This window comes from Streptomyces aidingensis, assembly GCF_900112355.1.
Classification (GTDB): Bacteria; Actinomycetota; Actinomycetes; order Streptomycetales; family Streptomycetaceae; genus Streptomyces; species Streptomyces aidingensis.
Window position 1 is genome coordinate 147,874 of the sequence record NZ_FOLM01000007.1, and the last position, 24,684, is coordinate 172,557.

General features: G+C 75.5%; 22 protein-coding genes, 2 pseudogenes and 1 riboswitch. Of the genes and pseudogenes, 7 read left to right on the plus strand and 17 right to left on the minus strand.

Annotated elements, in window-relative coordinates; all coding sequences use genetic code 11:
• Positions 1 to 511: 511 nt before the first annotated feature.
• Together BM242_RS14520 and BM242_RS14525 are read right to left on the minus strand one after the other, a co-directional pair.
• Positions 512 to 2,152: an amidohydrolase gene (locus tag BM242_RS14520; RefSeq protein ID WP_093839240.1), complete on the minus strand. Its 1,641-nt coding sequence runs from the start codon at positions 2,150 to 2,152 to the stop codon at positions 512 to 514.
• A gap of 55 nt (positions 2,153 to 2,207) precedes the next feature.
• Positions 2,208 to 2,648: an Lrp/AsnC family transcriptional regulator gene (locus BM242_RS14525; RefSeq protein WP_093839241.1), complete on the minus strand. Its 441-nt coding sequence runs from the start codon at positions 2,646 to 2,648 to the stop codon at positions 2,208 to 2,210.
• Positions 2,649 to 2,953: 305 nt separating this feature from the next.
• Between BM242_RS14525 and BM242_RS14530 the strand changes: the two genes are divergently transcribed.
• Positions 2,954 to 3,502, plus strand: coding sequence for a hypothetical protein (locus BM242_RS14530; protein WP_093839242.1), 549 nt, complete (start codon positions 2,954 to 2,956; stop codon positions 3,500 to 3,502).
• Between the two features lie 66 nt (positions 3,503 to 3,568).
• On the opposite strand, the gene BM242_RS14535 is transcribed toward BM242_RS14530, so the two are convergent.
• Positions 3,569 to 4,756, minus strand: coding sequence for an acyl-CoA dehydrogenase family protein (locus BM242_RS14535; protein WP_093839243.1), 1,188 nt, complete (start codon positions 4,754 to 4,756; stop codon positions 3,569 to 3,571).
• A gap of 230 nt (positions 4,757 to 4,986) precedes the next feature.
• Positions 4,987 to 6,378, minus strand: coding sequence for a peptidase C39 family protein (locus BM242_RS14540; RefSeq protein WP_245834081.1), 1,392 nt, complete (start codon positions 6,376 to 6,378; stop codon positions 4,987 to 4,989).
• Between the two features lie 197 nt (positions 6,379 to 6,575).
• Between BM242_RS14540 and BM242_RS14545 the strand changes: the two genes are divergently transcribed.
• Complete coding sequence (locus BM242_RS14545; protein ID WP_093839244.1) at positions 6,576 to 7,184, plus strand: uridine kinase family protein; 609 nt, start codon at positions 6,576 to 6,578, stop codon at positions 7,182 to 7,184.
• 10 nt (positions 7,185 to 7,194) lie between these two features.
• On the plus strand, positions 7,195 to 9,087 hold the full coding sequence (locus tag BM242_RS14550) for an AAA family ATPase (RefSeq protein ID WP_093839245.1): 1,893 nt from the start codon (positions 7,195 to 7,197) through the stop codon (positions 9,085 to 9,087).
• Between the two features lie 143 nt (positions 9,088 to 9,230).
• Here the strand turns inward: BM242_RS14550 and BM242_RS14555 are convergent, their stop codons facing one another.
• From BM242_RS14555 to BM242_RS14570, 4 genes are all read right to left on the minus strand, one after another.
• Entirely contained in the window at positions 9,231 to 9,878 is a 648-nt protein-coding gene (locus tag BM242_RS14555) for a COG4315 family predicted lipoprotein (RefSeq protein ID WP_093839246.1), read from the minus strand.
• Complete coding sequence (locus BM242_RS14560) at positions 9,875 to 10,444, minus strand: Rieske (2Fe-2S) protein (protein WP_245834084.1); 570 nt, start codon at positions 10,442 to 10,444, stop codon at positions 9,875 to 9,877. The genes BM242_RS14555 and BM242_RS14560 overlap by 4 nt, the downstream gene beginning before the upstream one ends.
• Positions 10,445 to 10,568: 124 nt before the next feature.
• Positions 10,569 to 11,147, minus strand: coding sequence for a DUF6529 family protein (locus BM242_RS14565; RefSeq protein WP_093839247.1), 579 nt, complete (start codon positions 11,145 to 11,147; stop codon positions 10,569 to 10,571).
• Between the two features lie 79 nt (positions 11,148 to 11,226).
• Positions 11,227 to 12,258 (minus strand): DUF2867 domain-containing protein, encoded by a 1,032-nt coding sequence (locus BM242_RS14570; RefSeq protein ID WP_093839248.1) that lies wholly within the window; start codon positions 12,256 to 12,258, stop codon positions 11,227 to 11,229.
• Positions 12,259 to 12,348: 90 nt separating this feature from the next.
• Here BM242_RS14570 and BM242_RS14575 point away from each other — a divergent pair, with 90 nt between their 5' ends.
• Positions 12,349 to 12,948: a TetR/AcrR family transcriptional regulator gene (locus BM242_RS14575; protein ID WP_093839249.1), complete on the plus strand. Its 600-nt coding sequence runs from the start codon at positions 12,349 to 12,351 to the stop codon at positions 12,946 to 12,948.
• 27 nt (positions 12,949 to 12,975) lie between these two features.
• Here BM242_RS14575 and BM242_RS14580 read toward each other — a convergent pair whose 3' ends face one another.
• The 7 genes from BM242_RS14580 to ribD all read right to left on the minus strand — a co-directional run bounded on the left by BM242_RS14580 (position 12,976) and on the right by ribD (position 18,887).
• Positions 12,976 to 13,467, minus strand: coding sequence for a PH domain-containing protein (locus tag BM242_RS14580; protein ID WP_093839250.1), 492 nt, complete (start codon positions 13,465 to 13,467; stop codon positions 12,976 to 12,978).
• Positions 13,468 to 13,493: 26 nt separating this feature from the next.
• Positions 13,494 to 14,342, minus strand: coding sequence for an ATP phosphoribosyltransferase (gene hisG, locus BM242_RS14585; RefSeq protein WP_093839251.1), 849 nt, complete (start codon positions 14,340 to 14,342; stop codon positions 13,494 to 13,496).
• A gap of 120 nt (positions 14,343 to 14,462) precedes the next feature.
• On the minus strand, positions 14,463 to 14,735 hold the full coding sequence (locus BM242_RS14590) for a phosphoribosyl-ATP diphosphatase (protein WP_093839252.1): 273 nt from the start codon (positions 14,733 to 14,735) through the stop codon (positions 14,463 to 14,465).
• A 40-nt stretch (positions 14,736 to 14,775) separates the two neighbouring features.
• Positions 14,776 to 15,261, minus strand: coding sequence for a 6,7-dimethyl-8-ribityllumazine synthase (gene ribH, locus BM242_RS14595; protein ID WP_093839253.1), 486 nt, complete (start codon positions 15,259 to 15,261; stop codon positions 14,776 to 14,778).
• 100 nt (positions 15,262 to 15,361) lie between these two features.
• Positions 15,362 to 16,732 (minus strand): bifunctional 3,4-dihydroxy-2-butanone-4-phosphate synthase/GTP cyclohydrolase II, encoded by a 1,371-nt coding sequence (locus BM242_RS14600; protein ID WP_093839254.1) that lies wholly within the window; start codon positions 16,730 to 16,732, stop codon positions 15,362 to 15,364.
• Between the two features lie 430 nt (positions 16,733 to 17,162).
• On the minus strand, positions 17,163 to 17,804 hold the full coding sequence (locus BM242_RS14605; RefSeq protein WP_093839255.1) for a riboflavin synthase: 642 nt from the start codon (positions 17,802 to 17,804) through the stop codon (positions 17,163 to 17,165).
• Positions 17,805 to 18,887 carry a bifunctional diaminohydroxyphosphoribosylaminopyrimidine deaminase/5-amino-6-(5-phosphoribosylamino)uracil reductase RibD gene (gene ribD, locus BM242_RS14610; RefSeq protein WP_093839387.1) on the minus strand — a complete coding sequence of 361 codons (1,083 nt, stop codon included), beginning with the start codon at positions 18,885 to 18,887 and terminating at the stop codon, positions 17,805 to 17,807. It abuts the gene before it with no gap.
• Between the two features lie 188 nt (positions 18,888 to 19,075).
• Positions 19,076 to 19,206, minus strand: a riboswitch (FMN riboswitch).
• A gap of 444 nt (positions 19,207 to 19,650) precedes the next feature.
• Between ribD and BM242_RS14615 the strand changes: the two are divergent.
• Positions 19,651 to 20,604: pseudogene (locus BM242_RS14615) on the plus strand (glycoside hydrolase family 18 protein); the annotation flags it as partial.
• Between the two features lie 42 nt (positions 20,605 to 20,646).
• Here the strand turns inward: BM242_RS14615 and BM242_RS14620 are convergent.
• Both BM242_RS14620 and BM242_RS14625 read right to left on the minus strand, forming a co-directional pair.
• Entirely contained in the window at positions 20,647 to 21,438 is a 792-nt protein-coding gene (locus tag BM242_RS14620) for a helix-turn-helix domain-containing protein (protein WP_139238335.1), read from the minus strand.
• Between the two features lie 76 nt (positions 21,439 to 21,514).
• The gene (locus BM242_RS14625) at positions 21,515 to 22,252 is read right to left on the minus strand and encodes a GntR family transcriptional regulator (protein ID WP_093839257.1); all 738 of its coding nucleotides are present in this window, start codon (positions 22,250 to 22,252) and stop codon (positions 21,515 to 21,517) included.
• A gap of 382 nt (positions 22,253 to 22,634) precedes the next feature.
• Between BM242_RS14625 and BM242_RS14630 the strand changes: the two genes are divergently transcribed.
• Positions 22,635 to 23,039 carry a hypothetical protein gene (locus BM242_RS14630; RefSeq protein ID WP_093839258.1) on the plus strand — a complete coding sequence of 135 codons (405 nt, stop codon included), beginning with the start codon at positions 22,635 to 22,637 and terminating at the stop codon, positions 23,037 to 23,039.
• A 176-nt stretch (positions 23,040 to 23,215) separates the two neighbouring features.
• Positions 23,216 to 24,673 (plus strand): annotated as a pseudogene (locus BM242_RS14635) (chitinase C-terminal domain-containing protein); the annotation flags it as partial.
• Positions 24,674 to 24,684: the final 11 nt, after the last annotated feature.

Here is a 24,684-nt window from a genome sequence, read left to right on the forward strand (position 1 = left end):
GCCGACCTGGGACCCGCTGGCTGCGGGTCGACCGAAAGCCGTTGTCTACTGAGCGGCCGGGCCACCATCCGGGTCGCACCTGCCGGCCGGGCGGAAACCCTGCGCCCCCGTGCCGCGGGTGCTGGACCTGGCTCCCAGCGACGGAAGACCGTTGCAGCGGTCCCGCCCCCTGGCCCAGCAGCGTTCGACGACTGCGCGCGAGGCACACCGGCCGGATGCCCTCAGGTGGACCCGGCCGAACCTATCGTTCGTCGTGAGCCGCCTGTCAACACTGGTCTGACCTGCGGCGTTTCCGCAAAGCTCCTGGTCAGTGGGGACCGGTGGGCCGGGCACCCGCGGCCCGGCGCACGTCGTTCGGCGGTATCGCCGCACCCGGATCACCCGAGCGGTGGATCACCCGACCGGCAAGACCGGTCCGGCCCCCCGGTCGCCGCCCCGGTCGCCGCCGCGGCCCCGGCGGGGGGCCTTCCGGACGGCCCCGGTGCCCGCGCCCGGTGCCGGGCCGGGTGCTTCAGAGCGCGTCGTGCACGGTGCGGCCGGCCACCACGGTGCGCAGGCAGTGCGGCAGCGGACCGCCGGGGGCGAGGCCGGGCAGGCCGGGGGTGCCGGAGCGGGGATCGGTGGACCAGCGGGCGATGCGGTCGTCCGGGGCCTGCACCACCAGCTCCCCGGTCCGCCACACCGCGTAGTCCGCCGGTGCGCCCGGGACCAGCACACCGGCACCGTCACGGCCCAGCGCGCGCCAGCCGCCCCGGGTGTGCGCGGTGAAGGCGGCGCGCACCGAGATCCGGTGTCCGGGCGTGCGGTGGAAGGCGGCGGCGCGGACCCCGCCCCACGGGTCCAGCGGGGTCACCGGGGCGTCCGAGCCGAAGGCCAGCGGCACGCCGGCCCGCAGCAGGGCGGCGAAAGGGTTGAGGGTGCCGGCCCGGGCGGTGCCGAGCCGTCCGGCGTACATCCCGTCCGCACCGCCCCAGGCCGCGTCGAAGGCGGGCTGGACCGAGGCGGTCAGGCCGAGTGCGGCGAACTCGGCGATGGCCGCCGGGGTGAGCATCTCGGCGTGCTCCACGCGGTGCCGCAGGGCCCGCACCCGGGCGATGCCCAGGGCGCGGGCGGCGGCCCGCACCCCTTCGGTGACCGTGCCGATCGCCGCGTCGCCGATGGCGTGGAAACCGGCCTGCACGCCCGCCTCGGTGCAGGCGGTGACATGGGCGGCCACGGCCTCGGCGTCCAGATAGGCGTCGCCGGTGTGCGCGGCGCCGTGCACATCGGCGTAGGGCTCGCGCAGCCGGGCGGTGCGGGACCCCAGGGAGCCGTCCACGAACAGGTCGCCGGCCGCGCCGGCCGCGCCGAGATCCAGGACGGCCTCGGCCTCCTTCGCGGAGGTGAACGCCTGGCCCCAGTAGCCGAACACCCGGGGCCCGGGCCGGGCGGCGGCGAGCGCCAGCAGGGCGGTGAGATCGTCCTCGCCGGAGATGTCGGGTCCGGCGCATTCGTGCAGCGAGCCGATGCCCAGCGCGGCGGCGCGGTCCAGCGCGGCGCGCTGCGCCTCGGCCCGCTGCGCCGGGGTGACGGCGGCCAGCGCGGCACGGCGGACGGCGTGGTGGGCCTCGCCGGTGAGCGGCCCGTCGGGCAGCCCGTGCCGCGCGAAAGGCCCCCGCACCAGGCCGAGCAGGGCGGTGCCGGCCAGCGCGGAGTGCACGTCGACCCGGCTGAGGTAGAGCGGCCGGCCGCCGGCCGCGGCGTCCAGCTCGGCCCGGCCGGGCGGGCGGCGGTCCGGCCAGTGCGTGTCGTCCCAGCCGTGCCCGAGCAGTACCGCGTCCCCGGGCCGGGCCGCGGCATGGCGCCGCACCCGCTCCAGCACCTCGGCCGCGTCCCGCGTGCCGGCCAGGTCCAGGCCGGTCAGGGTCAGCCCGGCCGCGGTGGTGTGCACATGTGCGTCCGTGAACGCCGGGGTGACCAGGGCGCCGTCGAGGTCGACGGTCTCGTCGGCGGAGGCGGCGAAGGAGTCGGCGGCCCCCTCCGAGCCCACCCAGGCGACCGTGTCCCCCTCGGTGACCATGGCGGTGGCGAAGGGGTCGGCGGGGGTGTGCACCGCGCCGTTGCGGAGCAGGACGGTGCGCCGGGCGGCGCCGGGGCTTGTGCGGTCGGTCATGGCTGCCAGTCTCGCGTCCGGGGCCGGCCGGTCCCGACGCGGGGTGCGCGGGGGGTCAGACCCGGGGCGGCCGGGCCTCGTAGGGCGTGGAGAGCACCACGGTGGTGCGGGTGGACACCCCGGCCAGCGAGCGGATCCGGGCAAGCAGGTGCTCCAGCTCGGCCGGGGTGGCCACGCGGACCTTGAGGATGTAGTTCTCGTCCCCGGCCACGCTGTGGCACGCCTCGATCTCCGGCACGTCGGCGAGCCGGTCGGCGATGTCGTCGGGCGCGCTGGGATCGAACGGTTTGACGGAGATGAACGCGGTCAGCGGCAGCCCCACGGCGTCGGGGTCGATGATGGCGGCATAGCCGCGGATGATGCCGCGCTGCTCCAGCCGCCGGACCCGCTGGTGCACCGCGGAGGTGGACAGGCCGGTGGCCCTGCCCAGGTCGGTGTAGCTCATGCGCCCGTCGCTGACGAGCAGTTCCACGATCCGCCGGTCGAGTTCCTCCACAGCCGGTCAACTTACTGTGCCGGGCCCGTCCAGGCACATCCGCCGGGCATCCGGACGGACGGCGCACACCCGGCGACGGGCGGCCGGCGGACGGAGCGGCGGGCAGGACGGCGGGCAGCACAGGAGGTGGCCGCACCGGGGCATCGGGAGCGCGCCGGGGGCACGGTCCGCGCACCGCGTGTGACGAAAACCACAGGTGTGCTGCGGTGTGCGCTGGTGCGCCGCGATTAGCGGTCAGACCCCGCGGGAAGTGCTTGCTGTGGCCAAGACCACAGTTCCGGGCCACAGTTCGCAAGGGGGATGCCATGCGCACCACGAAGCAGCTCCGCGCCACCGAGATCACCGTGATCGAGGCGGCCGAGGAGGCAGAGGACCCCGACGACCCGGCCCGGTGCCGGGTCCACGGCCTGCCGGCCGGGTCCGCGGAGGAGGACGAGACGCCGGCCGACGCCGTCCGGGTGAAATGCGCGGACTGCGGGCAGTCGATCGCGGTGGCCGAGCCGGGCGGCCCGCTGCCGCGCCACGCCACCTGCCCCGCCCGGTGGAACCCCTTCGGACTGACGGTGTGCGCCGGCTCCGGCCGGAGTGTCTCGGCCGAGGAGTTCGAGGCCGGCGCCCGGCAGCCCGCCCCGCGGCACGAGCCGGCGGCCCGGGCCCTGCCGGAGAGCCTGGACTGGCGCCTGCAGCCGTTCTCGCACGCGGTGGTGGTGCCGCGGCGCCCGGCTGTGGAGGTGCCGGTGGAGCGGGTGGAGATCCCGCCGCCGCCGGAGCGGCTGCGCGGCACCCCGATGCGCCGCGCGGCGGTCCGCGCGCCGCTGCGCGGACGCGTCCCCCGGATGCGCCGCGCCGCCTGACCCCCGGGCGGGCCGCGCACGCCGGCACGGACCCGGCCCCGGGGCGGCTCCGCGCCGGGGAGGGGATCAGCGGCCGGGCGGGCCCGCCAGGTCACGGGCGATGACCATGCGCTGGATCTGATTGGTGCCCTCGACGATCTGGAGGACCTTGGCCTCGCGCATATAGCGCTCGGCCGGGAAGTCCGAGGTGCAGCCGTAACCGCCCATGAGCTGCACCGCGTCCGTGGTCACCCGCATGGCCGTGTCGGTGCAGAACAGCTTGGCCATGGCGGCCTGCCGGGAGAACGGCTCTCCCGTGTCGCGCAGTCGCGCGGCTGCCAGGTACAGCGCCCGGCCGGCCTCGATCTGGGTGGCCATGTCGGCGAGCATGAAGCGCAGGCCCTGGAAGTCCAGCACCGGCCGGCCGAACTGATGGCGCTGGGCGGTGAACCACAGGGCGGTGTCCAGCGCCGCCTGGGCCAGGCCGACCGCACACGCCGCGATGCCCAGCCGTCCGGAGTCCAGGGCGGCCAGGGCGATGGCGAAGCCCTCGCCCTCGGCGCCGATCCGGCGGGCGTCCGGCACCCGGACCCCGTCCAGGTGGACCTGCGCGGTGGGCGAGCCGCCCAGGCCCATCTTGCGCTCGGGTGCGGCGGCGGTGAGCCCCGGGGCGTCGCCCGGCACCAGGAAGGCGGTGATGCCGCGCGGCCCGGGCGCCCCGGTGCGGGCGAACACGGTGTAGAAGTCGGCGATGCCGCCGTGCGTGATCCAGGCCTTGGTGCCGGTCAGCACCCAGTCGTCGCCGTCCCGCACGGCGCGGGTGCGCAGGGCGGCGGCGTCGGAGCCGGAGGCCGGCTCGGAGAGGCAGTAGGCGCCCAGGGTGCCGCCGCCGAGCATCGCGGGCAGGTGCGCGGCACGCTGCCCGGCGGTGCCGTACCCGGCCAGCGCGTGGCAGGCCAGCGTGTGCACGCTCACTCCCAGGCCGACGGTCAGCCGGGCGGCGGCCAGTTCCTCCAGCATCTGGAGATACACCTGGTAGGGCTGGCCACCGCCGCCGTACTCCTGCGGATAGGGCAGGGACAGCAGTCCGGTCCCGGAGAGCCGGCGGAAGACCTCCCGGGGGAACCGGGCGGCGGCCTCCTCCTCGTCGGCGACCGGGACGATCTCCTTGTGGATCAGCTCCCGGACCAGCTCCAGCAGATCGCGGGCCTCTTCGGTGGGCAGGGTGCGCCGCACCTGCCGGGGGCGGGCGGCGGGCGTCACGGCGGGGGTCATCTCGCTCCTCCCTGTCGGGCGCTGGGGCAGCGGTCGCCAGGGATGGGCGGCGGCACTGCCGTGATGAGGTCTGCGGTCCGTGCCGTCCGGCCGCCGGGTCGCGGCGGCCGGCGATCACGTCCGGCCGCCCGAGTATGCCGGATCGGCCGCCGCGCCCACGAGGGGCCCGGAGCCCGGCCCGGGTGCCGGTGCGGCACGGCCGGGCGCACCCGGCGAGGCGCGCCCGTGCCTCAGTGGATACCGGCCGCGGCCAGTGCACCGCTCTGGTCGGCACTCGGGTGCAGCGGGAAGAGCAGGTAGCAGATCCCGCCGGTGCCGGAGGCCGGGGCGCCGGCCGCGGTGCGGCGCCGGGTGCGCAGCCAGATGTTCTCGAAGGCGCGGCGGGGGTAGACGCGGCGGACGTCGGCGTTGTCCCGGCCGGCCGGGTCGTGGGCCACCACATCCCCTTCCCGGGTGAAGCCGGTCACGGCCATCAGATGGCCGGCCGTGCCGTACCCGGCGCCGGGCAGTTCGCCCTCGTGGAAGGACTGGGAGGTGATCGGCGGAATGCCGGCCCGGACCAGCCGCTCGGCATGGGCCAGCGAGGGCAGCCGGGTCACCACGGCCTGGATGCCGGGGTGCGCGGCGGCGGCGTAGGCGGTGTTGAAGGGCCAGTTGCCGCAGCCGCCGTAGGCGTGGTCGTAGGTGTGCCGGGCGGCGTGGCAGACCTGCGGGTCGTCGTAGGAGGGGTCGACCCAGGCGAGTTCCCGGGCGGTCGGCCGGTGTCCCCAGAACTCCAGGACCATCTGCACCGAGGTGGGGCTGCACCAGGCCTCGCCGCCGTTGTCGTACTCGGGGTAGCGGCCGGTGTGGACGTTCTGCGAGTAGGCCGGGACCGGCAGCTCGGTGCCGGCGGCCGGGCCGGGGGCGGTGGCCGGGACCTCTTCCCTGGCGGGCACCGCGGAGGCCAGCGCGCCGGCCCGCCACACCACGGGGGTGGCGGTGCTGCCGGGCGCCCGGAACAGGGTCAGGCGCAGCCGCCAGGAGCGGAACGGCACCCGGTCCGCTGCCGGACCGGCGACGGCCACGGTGTCGGTGTGCACGGTGCTGCGGCCGTCGGACTGGTCGGGCACCGAGGTGCGGCGGAGATCCCGGTCCCCCGAGGCCCAGTCGCCGAGCGTGTACCAGGGGGTGTGGCCGCCGTCGGCGTAGCCGGCGCGCAGTTCCACGCGCAGCCAGGTGCCGGGCGGGGTGGCGGCGTTCCAGGAGGGGACGAGTTCGTCCGCGGGGGCGGCGGTGCGGTGCTCGGGCGAGACCCAGACGGCGTACTCCCAGCCGGCGGAACGGCCGGTGTGCGGGTCGGTGTGGCGCAGGACGCCGTGCGGGCGGTCGATCACGATGCCGGGGCGGGGCAGGGCGCGGGTGCCGGTGCCCTGTGCGGTGCCGCGGTCCCAGTCGGCCGCGGTGGTCCAGGCGTGGTACTCCGGGACCGGGCCGCCCCCGGCGGGCAGCGCCGGGTCCCGGTGCCGGGCCGGCGGGCGGGGCCGCAGCGGCGCGGCGGGCGGGGTGGCGGAGGCCGGCCCGGTCCCGGCGGCGAGCGCGGAGAGCAGGGCGGCGGAGAGCAGGGCGCGGCGGTGGGTCACGGTGGTTCTCCCGGGGTGCCGGTGGGGTTCGGCGGCCGGTACCGGGCCGGGCCGGCCACCCGTCCACTATCCGGCCCGTCCGGGCCGGCGGCCAGTCATGGCACGCGGGAGCGCGCGTGCCGCGGTGCGCGCCGATGCGCTCCCCGCGAGGCCCCTAGGGGGCGGCACCGGCGCGCGGCGCGCCGTACGCTGTCCCGGTGACGACCGCCGACGATCCCGCGCTCACCGGGCTGGCGGCCCGGCTGCGCGGGCTGCGCCCCTCTCTGGGCCCGGTGCGGCTGATCGGGGTGGACGGGCACGCCGGATCGGGCAAGACGACCCTGTCGGCGGCGCTGAGCCGGGCGCTGGGCGGCGCCCCGGTGGTGCATCTGGACGACCTCGCCTGCCATGCGTCGCTGTTCGGCTGGACCGGCCGGCTGGACCGGCAGGTGCTCCGGCCGCTGGGCCGGGGAGAGCCCGCCCCCTACCAGGTGTACGACTGGGAGCGGCGCGGGTACATCCACAGCAGTGTGGTGAAGCCGGCACCGGTCGTGCTGCTGGAGGGGGTGGGGGCGGGCCGGCGCGCGGTGCGGCCCTTCCTGGCCTGCCTGATCTGGCTGCGGGTGGACCGGGAGACGGCCTGGGCACGGGGACAACGGCGGGACGGTGCCGCGCTGGACCCGTTCTGGGCGAGCTGGAAGCGGGCGGAGCTGCGGCATCTGGCCGAAGACCCGTCAGCACCCTTTGCAGATATCCTCCTTGAGCCGCACGGCGGTACCTTCCGGATCCTGGAGCGGCAGACCCGGGGGCCGGCGCCGGGCGGCTGAGGAGCCCGTTGTGGGGGACGTCATGAGTTCAGGCACGCACGACATGCACGGCCGGCGCACGGCGGCGGACGTGGCATGGCTGCGCGGGGTGGACGCCTATGTCGCCGCCGCGTACGCGGACGCGGAGGAGTGCTTCCGCGCGGCGGTGCGCGAGGATCCCGGCATGGCGGACGCCTGGCTGGGGCTGCATGCGCTGCGCTCGGACGTGACCACCGCGCTGCTGCGGATGTACGAGCACCGGGACCGGTTCGGCGAGCAGCGCGCCCGCCACCGGCGGCAGTTGAGCTCCTGGTACTGGCTGGGCTGGTGGGTGCAGCCGGTGCTGGAGAGCGAGCGGGATCTGCGGCTGGCACACGCCTCGCATCTGCTGGACGGCCGGCGGCTGGCCGAGCTGGACCAGGCGCTGGCCCGCTGCCCGGCACCGGACGCCGATCCGCACGCGCGGTTCCTGCATGCCTGCCGGGCCTATCTGGCCAAGGACTGGGAGGGTCTGTTCCGCTGCACCGCCTCCCTGGTGGACGATCCCCAGCTCGGGGTGGAGGCCGGCCTGTTCGCGGGCATGGCCCGGGTCCGGATGGAGATGTTCGAGCAGGCCGAGCCGCTGCTGGCGACGGCGCTGATGCGCTGCCGCAGCGAGCAGCCGCAGCGCAAGGAGCTGCGCTACTGGCTGGCCCGGGCCCGGGAGGGCAGCGGGCGCAGCGCCGCGGCCCTGCCGCTGTACCGGGCGGTGCACCAGACCGATCCGGAGTTCATGGACACCGGGGCCCGGCTGTCCGCGCTGGCGGACGAGGACGAGCTGGCCGGGGCCGGCGGCCCGCTGCCGCACGACGGTGCCGCGGGCCCGCTGGACTTCGCCGACGACCTGCCGGCCGGCGGCGACGGGCGGCGCACGGTGGTGGCCGCCGGGGTGGAGTTGCCGGGCGGGGCGGCCGGCGGCCGGCCGGGGCAGGATGCCGGGACGGGCGGCTACCCGCCCGGGCCGCGCGGCGGGGAGATACGCCGGCCGGACGGCGCGCTGCTCGCCCAGGCGCTGGCCGAGCTGGACCGGATGGTGGGGCTGGAGCCGGTCAAGGAGCAGGTCCGGGCGATGTCCGCGCAGCTGCGGATGGCCCGGTTCCGGGCCGGACAGGGGCTGCCGGTGCAGCCGCCCAAGCGGCATTTCGTCTTCTCCGGCCCCTCGGGCACGGGCAAGACCACGGTGGCCCGGATTCTGGCCAAGGTGTTCTACGCGCTGGGGGTGCTGGGCCACGACCGGCTGGTGGAGGCCCAGCGGGCCGATCTGGTGGGCGAGTTCCTGGGCCAGACGGCGGTCAAGGCCAACCGGCTGATCGACTCGGCACTGGGCGGGGTGCTGTTCATCGACGAGGCGTACAGCCTGGTGCACTCCGGTTACAGCAAGGGCGACGCCTATGGCGACGAGGCGTTGCAGGTGCTGCTGAAGCGGGCGGAGGACAGCCGGGACCATCTGGTGGTGATCCTGGCCGGCTATCCGGAGGGCATGGAGCGGCTGCTGTCGGCCAACCCGGGGCTCGGGTCCCGGTTCACCGCCCGGGTGGAGTTCCCCAGCTACCGGCCGGACGAGCTGACCGCCATCGGGGAGCTGCTGGCCGGGGAGCACGGCGACACCTGGGATCCGGAGGCCCGCGAGGAGCTGCGCTCCATCTGCGAGCACGTGGTGGCGGAGGGCTGGATCGACGAGCTGGGCAACGGCCGTTTTCTGCGCACCCTGTACGAGACCAGCTGCGGCTTCCGGGACATGCGGCTGACGGGCATGGTGAGCACCCCCTCGCGCGGCGACCTGGCCACGCTGCGGCTGCCGGACCTGATGCAGGCGTACGGGGAGGTCATGGCCGGCCGCGGGATCGCCCCCACCGACCGTCCCGAGCCGCCGGCGGGGCGCTGAGCGCTCGCCCCGCGGTGCCCGGGCCTCACGCCGTCCGCTCCTTCCCCGTCACGCGATCAGGACTCCGCGGCCCGCCCGGCCTGCAAGGGCGGGACGGGCGGGACCGGCGGGACCGGCGGGACCGGCGGGACCGGAGCGAGGGGTCAGCGGACGGCGGGCGTGCCCTCCGGGGTGATGGCGAACCAGGTGCCGCCCATGCCGTCTCCGGACACCTCGCCGGGCTCCTCCCCGGCGTAGCGGTAGAGCGGCCAGCCGCCGAGGGTCGCCTGCCAGGTGCCGTCGGGGCGTTCCAGGGCCCCCAGCAGACCGGCGTCGATGCCGTCGGCGGCCGGTGCGGGCAGGCCGCCGGCGTCCGGCAGGCGGACCGGCGGCCAGTTCTCCAGGCACTGCCGGCTCAGGCACGCCGAGGCGGGCGGGTCGGTGCGGTCCAGGACGGAGAGGTACAGGGTGCGGCCCTCGGCGTCCACCACGATCTCGCCGAGCACCGACTCGGCGATGCCGATCAGCCGGTCCGCGGGACCGGGCCGCCCCTCGTCGGCCGCCCCGTCCGTGGAGTCCTGGGCGTCGCCGGAATAGCCGGGGCCGTCCGGGTCGCCGCCTTCCCCGGTGCCGTCGGCGTCCTGCTCGCCGGACGGCTGTTCCCCGGTGCCCGCCGGGGCCGCGGCCGGCGGCTGCGGGGCGGTGACCGCCTGGCCCACCACGGGGGTGAGCGCGCCCACCGCCAGGGTGGCGCCGACGATCCACAGCACCGTGGGAAGACGGGCCGTCAGCCCGCCGCCGCTGCCGCTCATGCCGGGAACACCCCGCCGTCGATCTCCTGGACCGGGACCGGGGACAGCGGCGCGCCGGCCGGGCCGGACACCGGGGAGCCGGTGCCGGCGTCGAAGGCGCTGCCGTGGCACGGGCAGTTGATGGTCCCGCCCGAGACCGAGTCCACCAGGCACCCGGCGTGGGTGCAGACGGCGGAGAACGCCCGGACGGTGCCGGAGGCGTCCCGGGTCACCACGATCTCCCGGTCGGCCAGCACCACGCCGCCGCCGCCCGGCACCTGGTCGGAGGAGACCAGCGGATCGCCCTGCGGCGCCGCACCGTCCCCGCCGCCGCTGCCGCTGCCGCTGCCGCCAGGGGAGTCTTCGGCGGAGTCTCCGGGGGCCTTGCCCCCGGGTGCGGTGCCGGAATCCGGTCCGGCGCCGCCCGGCGGATCCTCCGACGGTATGTAGCAGGAGGTGAGCAGGACGGCGCCGGCCGTGGCCCCGCCCGCGGCCAGCAGGCCGCCGAGCATCCGGCGGCGCACCGGCCCGGCCGCGGCCTCCCCCGCCCGCCGCGCGTCCCGCGGGCTGCTTTCTTCTGTGGTCATGATGACGGCTTCCTCTCAGGACGGACCCCGGCCGGGGTCATGCGGTGTGCGCTCGCGTTCCGGGGACCCCCGGTCCCCTCCCCTCCCCGCGCCGCGAGCCGGCGCCCGCCGGGAGCGGACCCGGTCACCGCAGCGGTACGCCGGACTGGCCGAAGTACCACAGGGACGAGGTGGCCCAGGCGGTCATCAGGGCGGCGAAGAGCAGCCCTCCGGCGACGGGCAGCGTCCACCCGGGCAGCCTGCGCACCCGCAGCGCGAGCATCTTGGTGGTGAAGGCGCCGTAGCAGGCGCACCCGGCCACCGAGTGCACCGCGGTGCGGGTGTCGAAGGTGCTGAATCCCATGCTCCACAGGCAGTGGTAGGCGGCGGGCAGGCTGAGCAGGAAGGCGGCGGTGCCGCTCCAGCGGTGTGCCGGTCCCAGCCAGGCCGGCGGGTCGCCCGCGCCCGGCAGCCGCCGCCACATCCAGGCCGCGGAGAACACCTGGAACAGGGCCGGCCCGGCCGCCGCCGTGGCCAGCCAGACCTTCATGGTCAGCATGGAGCGGAAGCCCACCACCAGCGCCAGTGGCCGCCCGGTCGGGGTGTGCGTGGCTCCGTACGCGCCCAGCGCGACCGCTACCAGCGCGCCGGACAGCGTGATCGCCAGCAACGGCATGATGCCGCGGGCCGGTGCGGCGTGTTCCGCTCTCGTGGTGGTGGACATGGTGCCGCTCCCCCGGTTGTTCGCTCACCGCGCCGTCGCGCGGGTTCACCGGGCTTCACGGAGGGGGCGGCCGTGCGGTTCACCGGGGACGGGAAGAAATCCGCGGGAGGCGGAACCGTGCGGCGTGCGGCCGGCCGGACGCGGCGGTCCCGGCCCGTGCCGCGGGGGTGGAGCGCAGGGCGATGTCGCGGTGGGCGCGGCGGGCCATGGCGCGCACCACGGCCGGGTGCAGGCGGCGGACCACGGCCCAGTAGAGACGTCCCCGCCGGTTGTGGATCGCGGTGACCGTGGTGAAGGTGACCGCCCTGCCGGTGGTCAGCACGGAGAGGCGGAAGTCGAGGTGGCCGGCGTCCAGCCCGAGCAGCAGTTCGTGTTCCGTCCGGCCGGTCTCCGGGAATCCGCCCCGGGCCGGGCCGGGCCGGATTCCGATCAGGCCGACCAGCGCCTGCCGCAGCAGCAGCAGGGCCCGGACGGCGACCGGCGGGCGGGCGAAGGCGGCGGCCCAGGTGTCCGGGTCACCGGGCATGGCGGGGTGGAGCCGCACCTGCCAGGCGTCGGCGAAGTCCACGCGGTGCAGGGCGCGGCGGGCGAGCCCGGCTTCGGGCGGCGGGGCGGGCACCGCGCGCGGGCGTTCCCAGAGCACCCGGTTGAGCAGCCGTACCCAGGAGGTCCAGCGGACCGGGCGGCCGACGGTGTCCCCGGCGGCCCGCTGGAGGTTGTCCAGCACCTCCTCGACCACCGCGTCATGCATCCAGCGCACCGCCAGCGGCCAGGTCAGGAGTTCCGGCCCGGTGGTCCCGATGACCATGTCGTGCCGCACCCGGCAGCGGTCCGGCCCCAGCGGTTCGACGGCGAGCTCGTGAAAGCCGCCGCCGGGCGGCGGAAAGCGGAACCGGATGCGCACGCCGGGTTCGTACTCCTCCACGGTGTAGCGGATGGGGCCGTGGCCGCCCTCGGCGCCGACGCCCAGCGGGCGGTCGAAGCGCATGGCGGGCCAGGCGGGGGCGGGCCAGACGGGGTCGTCGTCGGAGGCCAGCCGGTCGAGCAGGGCGCCGACCCGTTCCGCGGGGGCGTTGATGAGGCGTTCGTGAACATTGCGGACTTTTCGCACTGGATCCTCCCCATATGCGCACCGGCCGGGCAGCCCTGCCGCGACTTCCATACGCTGCCGTACGGTTTTTCCATACGGTAGCGTAGGGTCATGGCCGATCGGAAGCGCCCCCGCACCTCCCGGCTGTCGGCCCGGGACTGGGCGGACGCCGCCCTCGACGCGATCCGGGACGGCGGTCTCGCCGCGGTCGCCGTGGAGCCGCTGGCCGCGCGGCTGGGCACCACCAAGGGCAGCTTCTACTGGCACTTCTCCGGCCGGGACGCCCTGGTGACGGCGGCGCTGGAGCGGTGGGAGGAGCGGGAGACCGAGGCCGTGATCTTGGAGATCGGGGAGGCCGGCACGCCCGGGGAGCGGCTGCGGCGGCTTTTCCGGATCACCACGGCCGCGGCGGCGCGGGAGTCCGGCCCCATCGAACTCGCGCTGCTCGCCGACGCGGGCCACCCGGCCGTGGCCGCCGCGGTGCGCCGGGTGACCGGCCGGCGGATCGCCTACCTCGTCGACCTGTTCGCCGAGCACGGCTGCCCGCCCGCCGAGGCCCGGCAGCGGGCGCTCCTGGCCTACACCGGCTATCTGGGCCACGCCCAGCTCGCCCGCTCCGTCCCCGGCGCACTCCCCCGGGACGAGGAGGCCGCGGACTATGTGGAGTCGGTGCTCCGGGCGCTGCTGAGCGGCGGGCGGCGGGAGCCGTGAGCGGGCGGCGGCGCCGGTTTCCGCGGCTCAGCCGCCGGAGCCGGCCGCCGTGCCGTAGGTGTCGGCCAGGGCACGCAGCGCGCGGGCGTCGGCCAGGGCGCGGCGGCTGTCCACGCCGGGCTGGATGGCCATCACCGCCAGGGTGGTGCCGTCGTGCAGGTCCAGCGAGACCCACGGGTCGCCGGGCCGCAGGCTCACCTTGAGGATCTGCGCCCAGGCCAGGTGCCGGCGGGTGGTCAGATTGACCACGGTGAGCCCGTCCCGGTCGGCGACCGCCCTGGGCCGGGCGAGCAGCATCAGCACCGCCCACACCAGCAGCCCGCTGACCACGAAGGCGATCCGGTCGCCGGACCCCCAGGGAGCGCCGCCGCTGCCGGGCAGGGTCACCGCGACCGCGGTGAGCGCGGTGAACACCGCCGCGCCCAGCACCATCAGCACGATGCGGGTGCGGGTCGGCCGGAAGGTGACCGGGAGCGGCGGAAGCCCCTCGGGCTCGGCACGGCCGTCGGACGCCGGCATGGGATCGCTCCTCCTGGCCGGCCGGCTCAGATCCGGCAGGCGTGGATGGTGGTGGTGAGGATGGCGCGGGCGCCCAGGTCGTAGAGGTCGTCCATGATCCGCTGGGCGTCCTCGGTGGGCACCATGGAGCGGACCGCGACCCAGCCGCGGTCGTGCAGCGGGGAGACGGTGGGCGACTCAAGGCCGGGAGTGAGGGCCACCGCGCGCTCGACCGCCTCGGCCCGGATGTCGTAGTCCATCATCACGTACCGGCGGGCCACCAGCACACCCTGCATGCGGCGCAGGAACTGGCGCACCTTGGGGTCGTCCCCCGGGGCGTCGTGGCGGCGGATGACCACCGCCTCGGAGCGCAGGATGGGCTCCCCGATGATCTCCAGCCCCGCCTGGCGCAGGGTGGTGCCGGTCTCCACCACATCGGCGATCACCTCGGCGACGCCGAGCTGGATGGCGGTCTCCACCGCGCCGTCCAGACTGACCACGGAGGCGTTGACGCCGTGGTCGGCCAGGTGCTTGCCGACCACTCCGGCGAAGGAGGTGGCCACGGTCAGACCGCTGAACCCGGAGACGTCCCGCACCCCGTCCGGCCGGGTGGCGTAGCGCAGGGTGGAGGCGCCGAAGCCCAGCTGCATGATCTCCTCGGCCTCGGAGCCGGAGTCCAGCAGCAGATCACGGCCGGTGATCCCGATGTCCAGCTTTCCCGAGCCGACATAGACCGCGATGTCCCGGGGACGGAGAAAGAAGAACTCCACCTGGTTGTCGCTGTCCATCAGCACCAGTTCGCGGCGGTCCTTGCGCTGCCGGTAGCCGGCCTCCTGGAGCATCGCCGACGCCGGCTCGGCGAGAGCGCCTTTGTTGGGGACAGCGATGCGCAGCATGAGGGGAGGTTCCTTACTTCCGGGGTGCCGACGGGGTGCGAAGCGGACGGGGACTGAGGGGAGACGGCTCACGGCCCGGCGGCCGGCCCGGCGGGGACCGGCCGGCCGCTCCCGGCGGGCTCACAGATGGGCGTAGACGTCTTCCAGTGTGATGCCGCGGGCCACCATCATCACCTGGAGGTGGTAGAGGAGCTGGGAGATCTCCTCGGCGGTGCGGCCGGCATCCTCGTGTTCGGCCGCCATCCAGACCTCGGCGGCCTCCTCCACGACCTTCTTGCCGATGGTATGGACACCGGCGGCGACCAGTTCCGCGGTGCGGGAGGTGGCGGGGTCGCCGGTGGCTGCCTTCTGCTGGAGCTCGGCGTAGAGCTCCTCGAATGTCTTGAGCGCCATGGTGTGCCAAGCCTACGGGGTGACGGCGGGCGGTCCGCGCTCAGTTCCGGGGTTCGGACAGTCCGCGCAGCGCCGCGGCGGTGGCCACGGCGGCGGTGGCGGCCTCGTGCCCCTTGTCCTCCACGGAGCCGGGCAGCCCGGCGCGGTCCAGGGCCTGCTGCTCGGTGTCGCAGGTGAGCACGCCGAAGCCGACCGGCACGCCGCTGTCCACGGCGAGGCGGGTGAGGCCCTCGGTGACGCCCTGGCACACGTAGTCGAAGTGCGGGGTGCCGCCGCGGATGACGACGCCGAGCGCCACCACGGCGTCGTAGCCGAGGGCGGCCAGGCGGCGGGCGGCCACCGGCAGTTCGAAGCTGCCGGGCACCCGGACCAGCAGCGGGTCCTCGATGCCGCAGTCCGCCAGGGCGCGCCGGGCACCGTCGACGAGCCCGTCCATCACCGTGGTGTGCCACTGCGCGGCGACGATCGCCACCCGCAGGTCCTTGGCTCCGGTGATGGTCAGTTCGGGTGCGCCCTTGCCGCTCACGGTGTTCTCTCCTCGGGATGCGTACTGTCGGGTGGTCGGGTGGTCGGGTGCGGGTGGTCGTGCGGGGGGCCGGTACGGGGCGGTCCGGGCGGCGGCGGGGTCACTGGCCGCAGGCGGAGACCGGCTCGGGGTCCAGCCAGGGCAGTTCGTGGCCCATCCGGTCCCGCTTGGTGCGCAGGTAGCGCAGATTGTGCTCGCCGGCCGGGGCGGGCATGGGCTCGCGGCTGAGCACCCGCAGCCCGTGCCGGCGCAGGGCCCGGCTCTTGTCGGGATTGTTGGTCAGCAGCCGGACCGAGCGCACGCCCAGATCGGCCAGGATGCGGGCGGCGGCGGCGTAATCGCGGGCGTCGGCGGGCAGGCCCAGTTCCAGATTGGCGTCCAGGGTGTCCCGGCCGAGTTCCTGGAGCTGGTAGGCGCGCAGCTTGGGCAGCAGCCCGATGCCGCGGCCCTCGTGGCCGCGCAGATAGAGCAGGGCGCCGCGGCCCTCGGCGGCGATGCGGTCCATGGCGGCCCGCAGCTGGGGCCCGCAGTCGCAGCGCAGCGAGCCCAGCACATCGCCGGTGAGGCATTCGGAGTGCACCCGGACCAGCAGGTCCTCGCCGTCGCCGAGGTCGCCGGCGACCAGGGCGATGTGCTCGACCCCGTCCGGGGCCCGGTAGCCGTGGGCGCGGAAGGCGCCGTGCACGGTGGGCAGCGCGGTCTCGGCCTCGCGGCGCACCGCGGGCCGGGCGTCCGGGACGGCGGGAGCCGGAGCCTCCCCCGCCCGCGTCCCCGCGCCGGCGGCCCGGCGGGCGGCGCGGTGGGCGGCGCGGTGGGCGATGAGGTCCTCGATGGAGATGATGGCCAGCCCGTGCCGGCGGGCGAACGGGATCAGCTCGGGCAGCCGGAGCATGGTGCCGTCCGGACCGGCGATCTCCACGATGGCGGCGGCCGGGCGCAGTCCGGCCAGCCGGGCCAGGTCGACCCCGGCCTCGGTGTGGCCGTTGCGGGTGAGCACCCCGCCCTCCCGGGCGCGCAGCGGGAAGACGTGGCCGGGCCGGGCGAAGTCGCCGGGCACCGCGGCCGGGTCGGCGAGCAGCCGGATGGTGGCGGCCCGGTCGGCGGCGGAGATACCGGTGGACACGCCGTGCGCGGCGGTGGCGTCCACCGAGACGGTGAAGGCGGTGCGCATGGACTCGGTGTTGTCGTCCACCATCTGCGGCAGGTCCAGCCGGTCCAGGTCGGCCGCCGCCATCGGCACGCAGATCAGGCCGCGGCACTCGGACATCATGAAGGCCACCGTCTCGGCGGTGATCTTCTCCGCGGCGACGATCAGGTCGCCCTCGTTCTCGCGGTCGGCGTCGTCGACCACCACCACCGGGCGTCCGGCGGCGAAGTCGGCCACGGCCCGCTCCACGGGGTCCAGCACGGGATCCGGTTCCGCGCCGGGGGCGGAGTCGATGGCGGCGGGGGCGGCGGGTGTGACGGTCATGCCGGGCTTCCTTCCAGTACGGGCCGCGGCGCTCGGGAGCGCAGCCACCGGTCGCGCAGTCCCCGCAGGGCGAGGACGAGGCAGACGAGAGAGATCGGGGCCGGGAAGGCCGCACCGCTGTGGAACGCCGGCGGCACGCCGGCCAGGCCGGCCGGCAGCCGGGCCGCCGGGACTCCACCGGCCCGCGGGCCGGGGCGGCCGGGATGCCGACGACGACGCAGGCGTCCGGCCAGGGTTTCCAGGACGGTCGGGGCCGGGCGGTGAACACCCCGCCGACGACGAGGGTGCCGCCGGCCGCACCGGCCGGGTGCCGGCGCGGCGAGGCCGGGCGGACTGCCCGCCGTGCCGGTCCGGGCGACGGGCCGGGCGACAGGCCGGACCGGCACCGCGAAGGCGGTGGCGCCGCGCCCGCCGAGGACGCCGGAAAGGCTCACCGGACCGGCCCTCCGGGGGCCTCGGCCCCGGCGGCGCCGGGCGCGGCGGCGCCATGGGCGAGCAGCCGCTCGGTGTACTTGGCGAGCACGTCGACCTCCAGGTTGACCGGCTCGCCGGGACCCTTGGCGCCCAGCGTGGTCAGCGCGAGGGTGGCCGGGATCAGGCTGACGGTGAAGAAGTCGTCCCCGGCCTCCACCACGGTCAGGCTCACCCCGTCCACGGTGATCGACCCCTTCTCCACCACATAGCGGGCCAGCGGCGCGGGCAGCGAGATCCGCACGGTCTCCCAGCGCTCCCCGGGGGTGCGGGCCAGTACGGTGCCGGTGCCGTCGACATGGCCCTGGACCAGATGGCCGCCGAGCCGTCCGCCGAGCACCATGGGGCGCTCCAGGTTGACCGGGGAGCCGGGGACCAGGGCGCCCAGGCCGGTGCGGTGCAGGGTCTCGGCCATCACATCGGCGGTGAAGGCCCCGTCGGCGGTGTCCACCACGGTGAGACAGACCCCGTTGACCGCGATGGAGTCGCCGTGCCGGGCGTCCTCGGTGACCAGCGGCCCGTGCAGGGTGAGCCGGCAGGAGTCGCCGAGCCGCTCGACGGCGGTGACCCGGCCCAGTTCTTCGACGATTCCGGTGAACACTCAGCTCTCCTCGGGTGCGGCGGGGGCGGGGACGGCGGTGATGCGCAGATCGGGCCCGGTGCGGGTGAGGCCGGTGACGGCCAGCCGCAGGGCCCGGGAGACGGTGGTGATGCCCGCGTCGCCGAGCGCCTGCGGTCCGGCGCCCAGCAGCGCGGGGGCGAGATAGCCGGTGACCCGGTCGATCAGTCCGGCGGCGGCGAAGGCCCCGGCCAGCACCGGGCCGCCCTCCAGCAGCACGGAGCGGATCTCCCGGCGGTGCAGCTCGGCCAGCAGCGCGGGCAGCGACAGGCCGCGCCCGCCGTCCGCCCGCGGCAGCCGGACCACCTCCGCGCCGGGCGTCGCGGTGCGCCCGGCGGGCAGGTCGTCGGCGACGGCGATCAGGGTGGGGGCGGCGCCGTCCAGGATCCGGGCGCCGGGCTTGACCACGGCGGCCTCGGTGTCCAGGGCGACGCGCAGCGGCTGGGCGGCGCCGGGGACGCCGCGCACCGCGAGATGCGGGTCGTCGGCGCGCAGCGTGCCGGAGCCGACCAGCACGGCGTCGCTCTCGGCGCGCAGCCGGTGCACATCGGCGCGGGAGGCGGCGGAGGTGATCCAGCGGCTGGTGCCGTCGGCCGCGGCGGTGCGGCCGTCCAGGGTGGCGGCGTACTTCCAGTGCACCAGGGGGCGGCCGAGCCGGACGGCGGTGAGCCAGGCGGCGTTGACCGCCTCGGCCTCGGCGCGCAGCAGGCCGCCGGACACCTCGGCCCCGGCGGCGGCCAGGGTGGCGGCGCCGCCGCGGGCGTCGGCGGTGGGGTCGGGCACGGCGTACACCACCCGGGTGATCCCGGCGGCCAGCAGTGCCCGGGCGCAGGGGCCGGTGCGGCCGGTGTGGTTGCAGGGTTCCAGGGTGACCACGGCGGTGCCGCCGCGCGCCGCCTCGCCGGCCTCGGCCAGGGCGTGCACCTCGGCGTGCGGGCCGCCGGCCCGCCGGTGCCAGCCCTCGCCGGCCACCTCGCCGTCCGGGCCGAGGATCACGCAGCCGACCACGGGGTTGGGGCGGGTGTGTCCGAGGCCGCGGGCGGCCAGTTCGATGGCCCGGCGCATGGCGGCGGTCTCGCGCTCGCTCACTGCTGCCCGGGGAGCCACTCCGGATCCTCCTGCCTCGTCGGGCAAGGACTCCGGGGCTCGTGAAGATACGGAACACGGCACCGGGCGGCGCCCGCGCCGCGGGCGGCCGGCCCGCGGAAAGCGGGCGGGCTCCGTCGGGCCGACGGCACACCGGTCCGGCTCCGCCGCGCACTGCCTCCCATCCGGACTTTAACCGTCGGTCCAGGAGTTTCACCTGGTCAACCGGCCGCTGGCAGCGGCCGGGTCGCGGACTTTAACCGCCGGTTCGGACTTTCACCGACCCCGGAGTGCGCTTGCGTCACTGGTACGCGTCCAGTGTGCCACGGCCCTGGGCGGGGCACTCCCGGCAGACCTGTGCGATCACTCACACCGCTGCGCCACCGGCCCGGCGACGCCGCAGCGCCTCGCCCGGCGCCGGCCGGCGGCGGGTGCCGGGCGCCCCGACCGCCGCGCCTGCGAGGCGAACTGCCGGTGCGTCGGATTGCCGGCCGCCCGGGCTGTCACCCCGCTTTCCCCGGTGGCCGGGGCGGACCCCGCGGACCACGCACCGCGCCCGCGCCCGTGACCGCGGGCGCACGCGCGAAAGCCCGGGCGGGCAAGTGGTCCAGACCTATTGACGCTTTGGTCTAGTCCACTTAATGTCAGGGCCACTTCACGCAGCAGCCGGGCGGTGGTCTGCCGGCCACCGCCGGGGCTGCTCCGCCATGGCTCCGCCTTCTTCCCCCACCGGAGGACGATCATGCTGTCCCGTGCCCGAAGACGCCTTTCCGCGGGCGTGCTCGCCGCGGCGGCCGGCGGCCTGCTGCTGGCCGGCGGCCTGACCGCGCCGAACGCCGCCCAGGCCGAGGACCACGCGGCCTGCCGCCCCGACGGCCTGTGGGCCACCCCCGGGGTGGACGTGCCCTACTGCTCCGTCTACGACACCGACGGCCGGGAGAAACTCGGTGCCGATCACCAGCGCCGGGTGATCGGCTACTTCACCGGCTGGCGCACCGGCACCGGCGGCCAGGACCCCTATCTGGCCTCCGACATCCCGTGGGACAAACTCACCCACATCAACTACGCCTTCGCCCACGTGGGCGGCGACAACCGGATATCGGTGGGCGGCGACACCCCGCGGAACCCGGCCACCGGGATGACCTGGCCGGACGTTCCGGGCGCCGAGATGGACCCGGACTTCCCGTACCAGGGGCACTTCAACCTGCTCGGCAAGTTCAAGAAGCAGCACCCGGACGTCAAGACGCTGGTGTCGGTCGGCGGCTGGGCGGAGACCGGCGGCTACTTCGACGACGACGGCGACCGGGTGGCCTCCGGCGGCTTCTACACCATGGCCACCAACGCCGACGGCTCGGTCAACCAGGCCGGCATCGACACCTTCGCCGATTCGGCCGTGGCCTTCATCCGCCAGTACGGCTTCAACGGGGTGGACATCGACTACGAGTACGCCACCTCCATGAAGGACGCGGGCAATCCGCTGGACTGGGCGGTCTCCAATCCCCGCCGCGCCGGCCTGATGAAGGGCTATACGGCGCTGATGAAGACCCTGCGCGAGAAGCTGGACCGGGCCGGCGCCGAGGACGGGCAGCATTATCTGCTGACCGTGGCCGCGCCCTCCTCCGGCTATCTGCTGCGCGGCATGGAGACCCACCAGGTGTCGCGGTACCTGGACTACGTCAACATCATGTCGTACGACAGCACACGCAGATGAATTAGTAGGCCGAGTGGCCCGGCCTGGTCACTTGGTGCGGTCGGGGCGGGGCCGGCGGGAGCCGAGCACGGGGGACGCAGGCAGGCCGGCCCACGGGTCCGGCTCCCACTGCGGATGTACCTCTATCACGGGCTGGCCATCGGCATCCCGGCCCACCACGATCCGGTGGACCAGCTCACGCAGCAGCCGGTTGCGTCGGCTGCCGTCCATGCGGTCCCACACCTGGGCGGCGGCCAGCACCGCGGGCGCGAAATCCTCCCGGGTGGGTGCGGTGAGTGCCGCCCGCGCCGCCTCCAGGCGGGCGCGGGCGTCCGCCTGGTCGGTGCGGATCTTGTCGCGGGCCGCCTCGTACTCGCCGGGCTCCCAGTCGTCGGGGTCTGCGGCGCGCTGGGCGCGGAGGGTGGCGAGCGCGTCGGCGTGGCGCCGCGAGGATGGCACGTCGCTGGGGTTGACCGGGGCGGGGCGGGGCAGCGGCGGCGGGTCCGTGATGCGTTTCCAGGTCAGCCCGTACACGGCGTGCGCCACCACGTCGTGCCGTACGCCCATTTCGCGGGCGAGGTCTGCTATGGTCTCGCCGCCCGCGGCCCGGGTGCGGGCGCGGCGCACCATGTCCGCGGTGAGCGCCTGGTTGCGCGGTGGGTGCCCGGGGACGGGCGGCGGGTTGGTGATGTGGCGCCAGGTGCCGCCGTTGATGGCGTGGCGCATGGTGGCCACGGCTACGTTGTAGCGCTCGGCCAGTTGGCGGACGGTGGCGCGGCGGGCGCGGTATGCGCGTCGTGCTGCTGCTACCTGTCGTGCGGTGAGGCTGCGCGCCCCCACGGGGCCCCCTTGGTTGCGATCGGTGGTGGCGCGAGAGAGCGTAGCGGATCGGCCCCACGGCGCGGGGCCGATCCGGTCAGTACGCGTACCCCACCTCAATTCCGGCGGGCAGCACGGACTCGCCGTAGACCATGAGTCCGCTGCCGTCCGACCACTGCCAGACCAGGGCCAGCACGGGCGCGCCGTCCCGGACGCGCAGCGCGTCCGCCTCCCACCCGGTGGCCTCACGGGCCACCATGGCATCCCTGCCCGTGGTTGGCTGCCGGCCGGTCGCGTCCCGGACCGCAGTGAGCACGGTCCCCGGCGGCTGGACGTTGGGCCGCGGCTCGGCCAGGGCCGGCACGCGCTCGGCGAGATCCGGCGACCACCACTCGGTGACCGCGGCCCGCGGCCGGTCGTCGTCACCGACGATGTACCGCCGCCGTAGGATCTGCCGCGTCCCGGGCGGCAGCTCGAAAATCTCGGCGACGTGCCGCGGGGGCCGGACGTGGCGGATGTCCGCGCCCTTGATGATCTCGGCGGCGCCGGTGGTGCTGCCGGTGGCCTGCCACAGCCTGAGCCGGTGCTGCCACCCCGACCCGACGGGCGGGGAGTCCTCTACGTAAGTCCCGTGCGTGGTGACGCGCACGGCGCCGGACTCGGCGAGCCACCCAATCGCGCGCCGGGCGGTCTCGTAGGCGACTCCCTCGGCATCGGCCAGGGCACGGAGCGGCGGGAGCTGGGAGCCGGGGGCGTACTGGCCGGATCGGATGCGGTCGCGAATGCGCTCGGCCAGCGCCTCGTATGGGTGGCCGGCTGTGCTGTCTGTATGCATGGGGCCACTCTAGGGGTATACGGTGATGTGAGTCACGAGGTACGGTGACATAGGCCGCCATCACAGGATCGGAGGGCAGCATGAGCGCTGCCGTGCATGCAGGGACCCCGCCCGCCCGTAGCCGTAGATGCGTGACGTGTCAGGGGGGCGGACCGTTACTGGCCGTGCGGATGGTAGAGGCTGCGAGCGGCCCGGGAGGCGTGGCGTACGCGTGCCCCATCCACGCGGCTACCTATCTGTCGGGTGAAGAGATTTGGGATCTCCGCGTGGCGCACGTGGTGGTGTGTGCCACGGGGTGCCAGAGCGGGGCCCCGTGTGCCCGTGGCAGGGCGCTACAGGTGGCGCATGATGTGGCCCGGGGTGTCCCGGCGCAGCCCGCGCCATGAGTACGCCGGCCCGCCGGTGGCTCGGTGAGGGTGCGGACTGGGACCGGCGGGCGCCGCTGGTGCCGGTGACCGTGCCTCAGCACTGGGCGGCGATCTGCTGCCCTGGCGTTCCGGTGCTCGCCGCGCTGGCGACGGGCGAGCTGCACGGGCCGGTGATCTACCGGCCGGCCCGGGACACGGCGTATGCGCTGGTGTCGCCGGAGGGCGCGGCGCGGTGGCGGTGGCCGGGTACGCGGGTGATCGGGCCGGGCAGCGTGCTGGTGGTGCCGGACCCGCACCGGACGCCGCTGGCGGCTGGCGCGCCGTGGTGGGCGTCGCCGCTGCGGGTGCTGCCGGATGGTGGTGTCCCGCTGGTGGACCCGCTTGGGTTGCGCCCGGTGCTGGCGCCGCTGCGGGCGTAGAGACGGCCGTGTCGGGTCCGGTGTGAGGCGCCCGCCCGGCACGGTCCCGCCCCGGCCGGTAGATGATCCGTCCCCCACGGCTGCCGGTCGGGGCAACCAGTCGCGGCCCCCGCTCCTATCTGGGAGCGGGGGCCGTTTTCGTGTTTCCGCACGTCAGGCGACTAGTTCGTTTATGTGTGCTGTCGTACGACCTGCACGGCGCCTGGAACGAGTACGTCGGCCCGAACGCCGCGCTGTTCGACGACGGCAAGGACGCCGAACTGGCCGCCGCCGGGGTCTACACCACCTCGCAGTACGGCGGCATCGGTTACCTCAACGCCGACTGGGCCTACCACTACTACCGCACCTCGCTGCCGCCCGGCCGGATCAACATCGGACTGCCCTACTACACCCGGGGCTGGCAGAACGTCACCGGCGGCACCAACGGGCTGTGGGGCAGGGCCGCCACCACCGACTGCCCGGCCGGCTCCGGCCTGACCCGCTGCGGGGACGGCGCCGAGGGCATCGACAACCTCTGGCACGACCTGGACACCGCGGGCGAGGAGTCGCCGGCCGGCTCCAACCCGATGTGGCACGCCAAGAACCTGGAGGCGGGCATCACCGGGGACTACCTCACCCAGTACGGCTTCCCCGCCGACACCGCGCTCACCGGTGACTATGTCCGCAACTACGACACCACCCTGGCCGCGCCCTGGCTGTGGAACGCGGAGAAGAAGGTCTTCCTCTCCACCGAGGACGAGCAGTCGGTGCAGGCCAAGGCCGACTGGATCGTGGAGCAGGGCATCGGCGGGGCGATGGTCTGGGAACTGGCCGGAGACTACGGCTGGAACGCCGGCAAGGGCCAGTACGAACAGGGTGACACCCTGACCGCCACCCTCTACGACGCCTTCCGCACCGCCGCGCCCTACGGCGCCACCCGGGCCACCGTCCCCATGCCGGACCACACCCTGGACATCGGGGTGGAGTTCACGGACTTCGCGCTCGGCGACAACAACTATCCGATCAGTCCCACGCTGCGGATCACCAACAACTCGGACATCACCCTGCCCGGCGGGACGGAGTTCCGCTTCGACTACGGCACCTCGGCGCCGGGCAATGCCCGGGACCAGTCGGGCTTCGGGTCGGCGATCGTGCGCAGCGACCACACCCGCTCCGGCAACACCGGCGGACTGGACGGCCCCTACCACCGGGTGTCGCTCACCCTGCCGGGCTGGCAGTCGCTGGCCCCGGGCCAGAGCGTCGCCCTGGACTTCGTCTACTACCTGCCGACCGCCACGCCCTCCAACTGGACGGTGACGGTGGACGGCACGGAGTACGGCATCCCGGGCGACCTGGCCCGCGGCACCACGCCGGGCGACCCGGGCGGCAGCTCCGGCGGCAGTGACACCGGCGGGGACACCGGAGGCGACACCGGAGGCGACTCCGGCGGGACCGACTCCGGCGGAAGTGACAGCGGCGGCACCGGGGAGCCGGGCGAGTGCACCGCGCCGCCCTGGGACCCGGCCGCCGTCTACACCGCCGGCGACCTGGTGAGCCGGCAGGACCACAGCTGGCGCGCCAAGTGGTGGACGCGGGGCGAGGAGCCCGGCACCACCGGACAGTGGGGCGTCTGGGAGGACCTGGGTCCCTGCTGACGCCCCCGCGC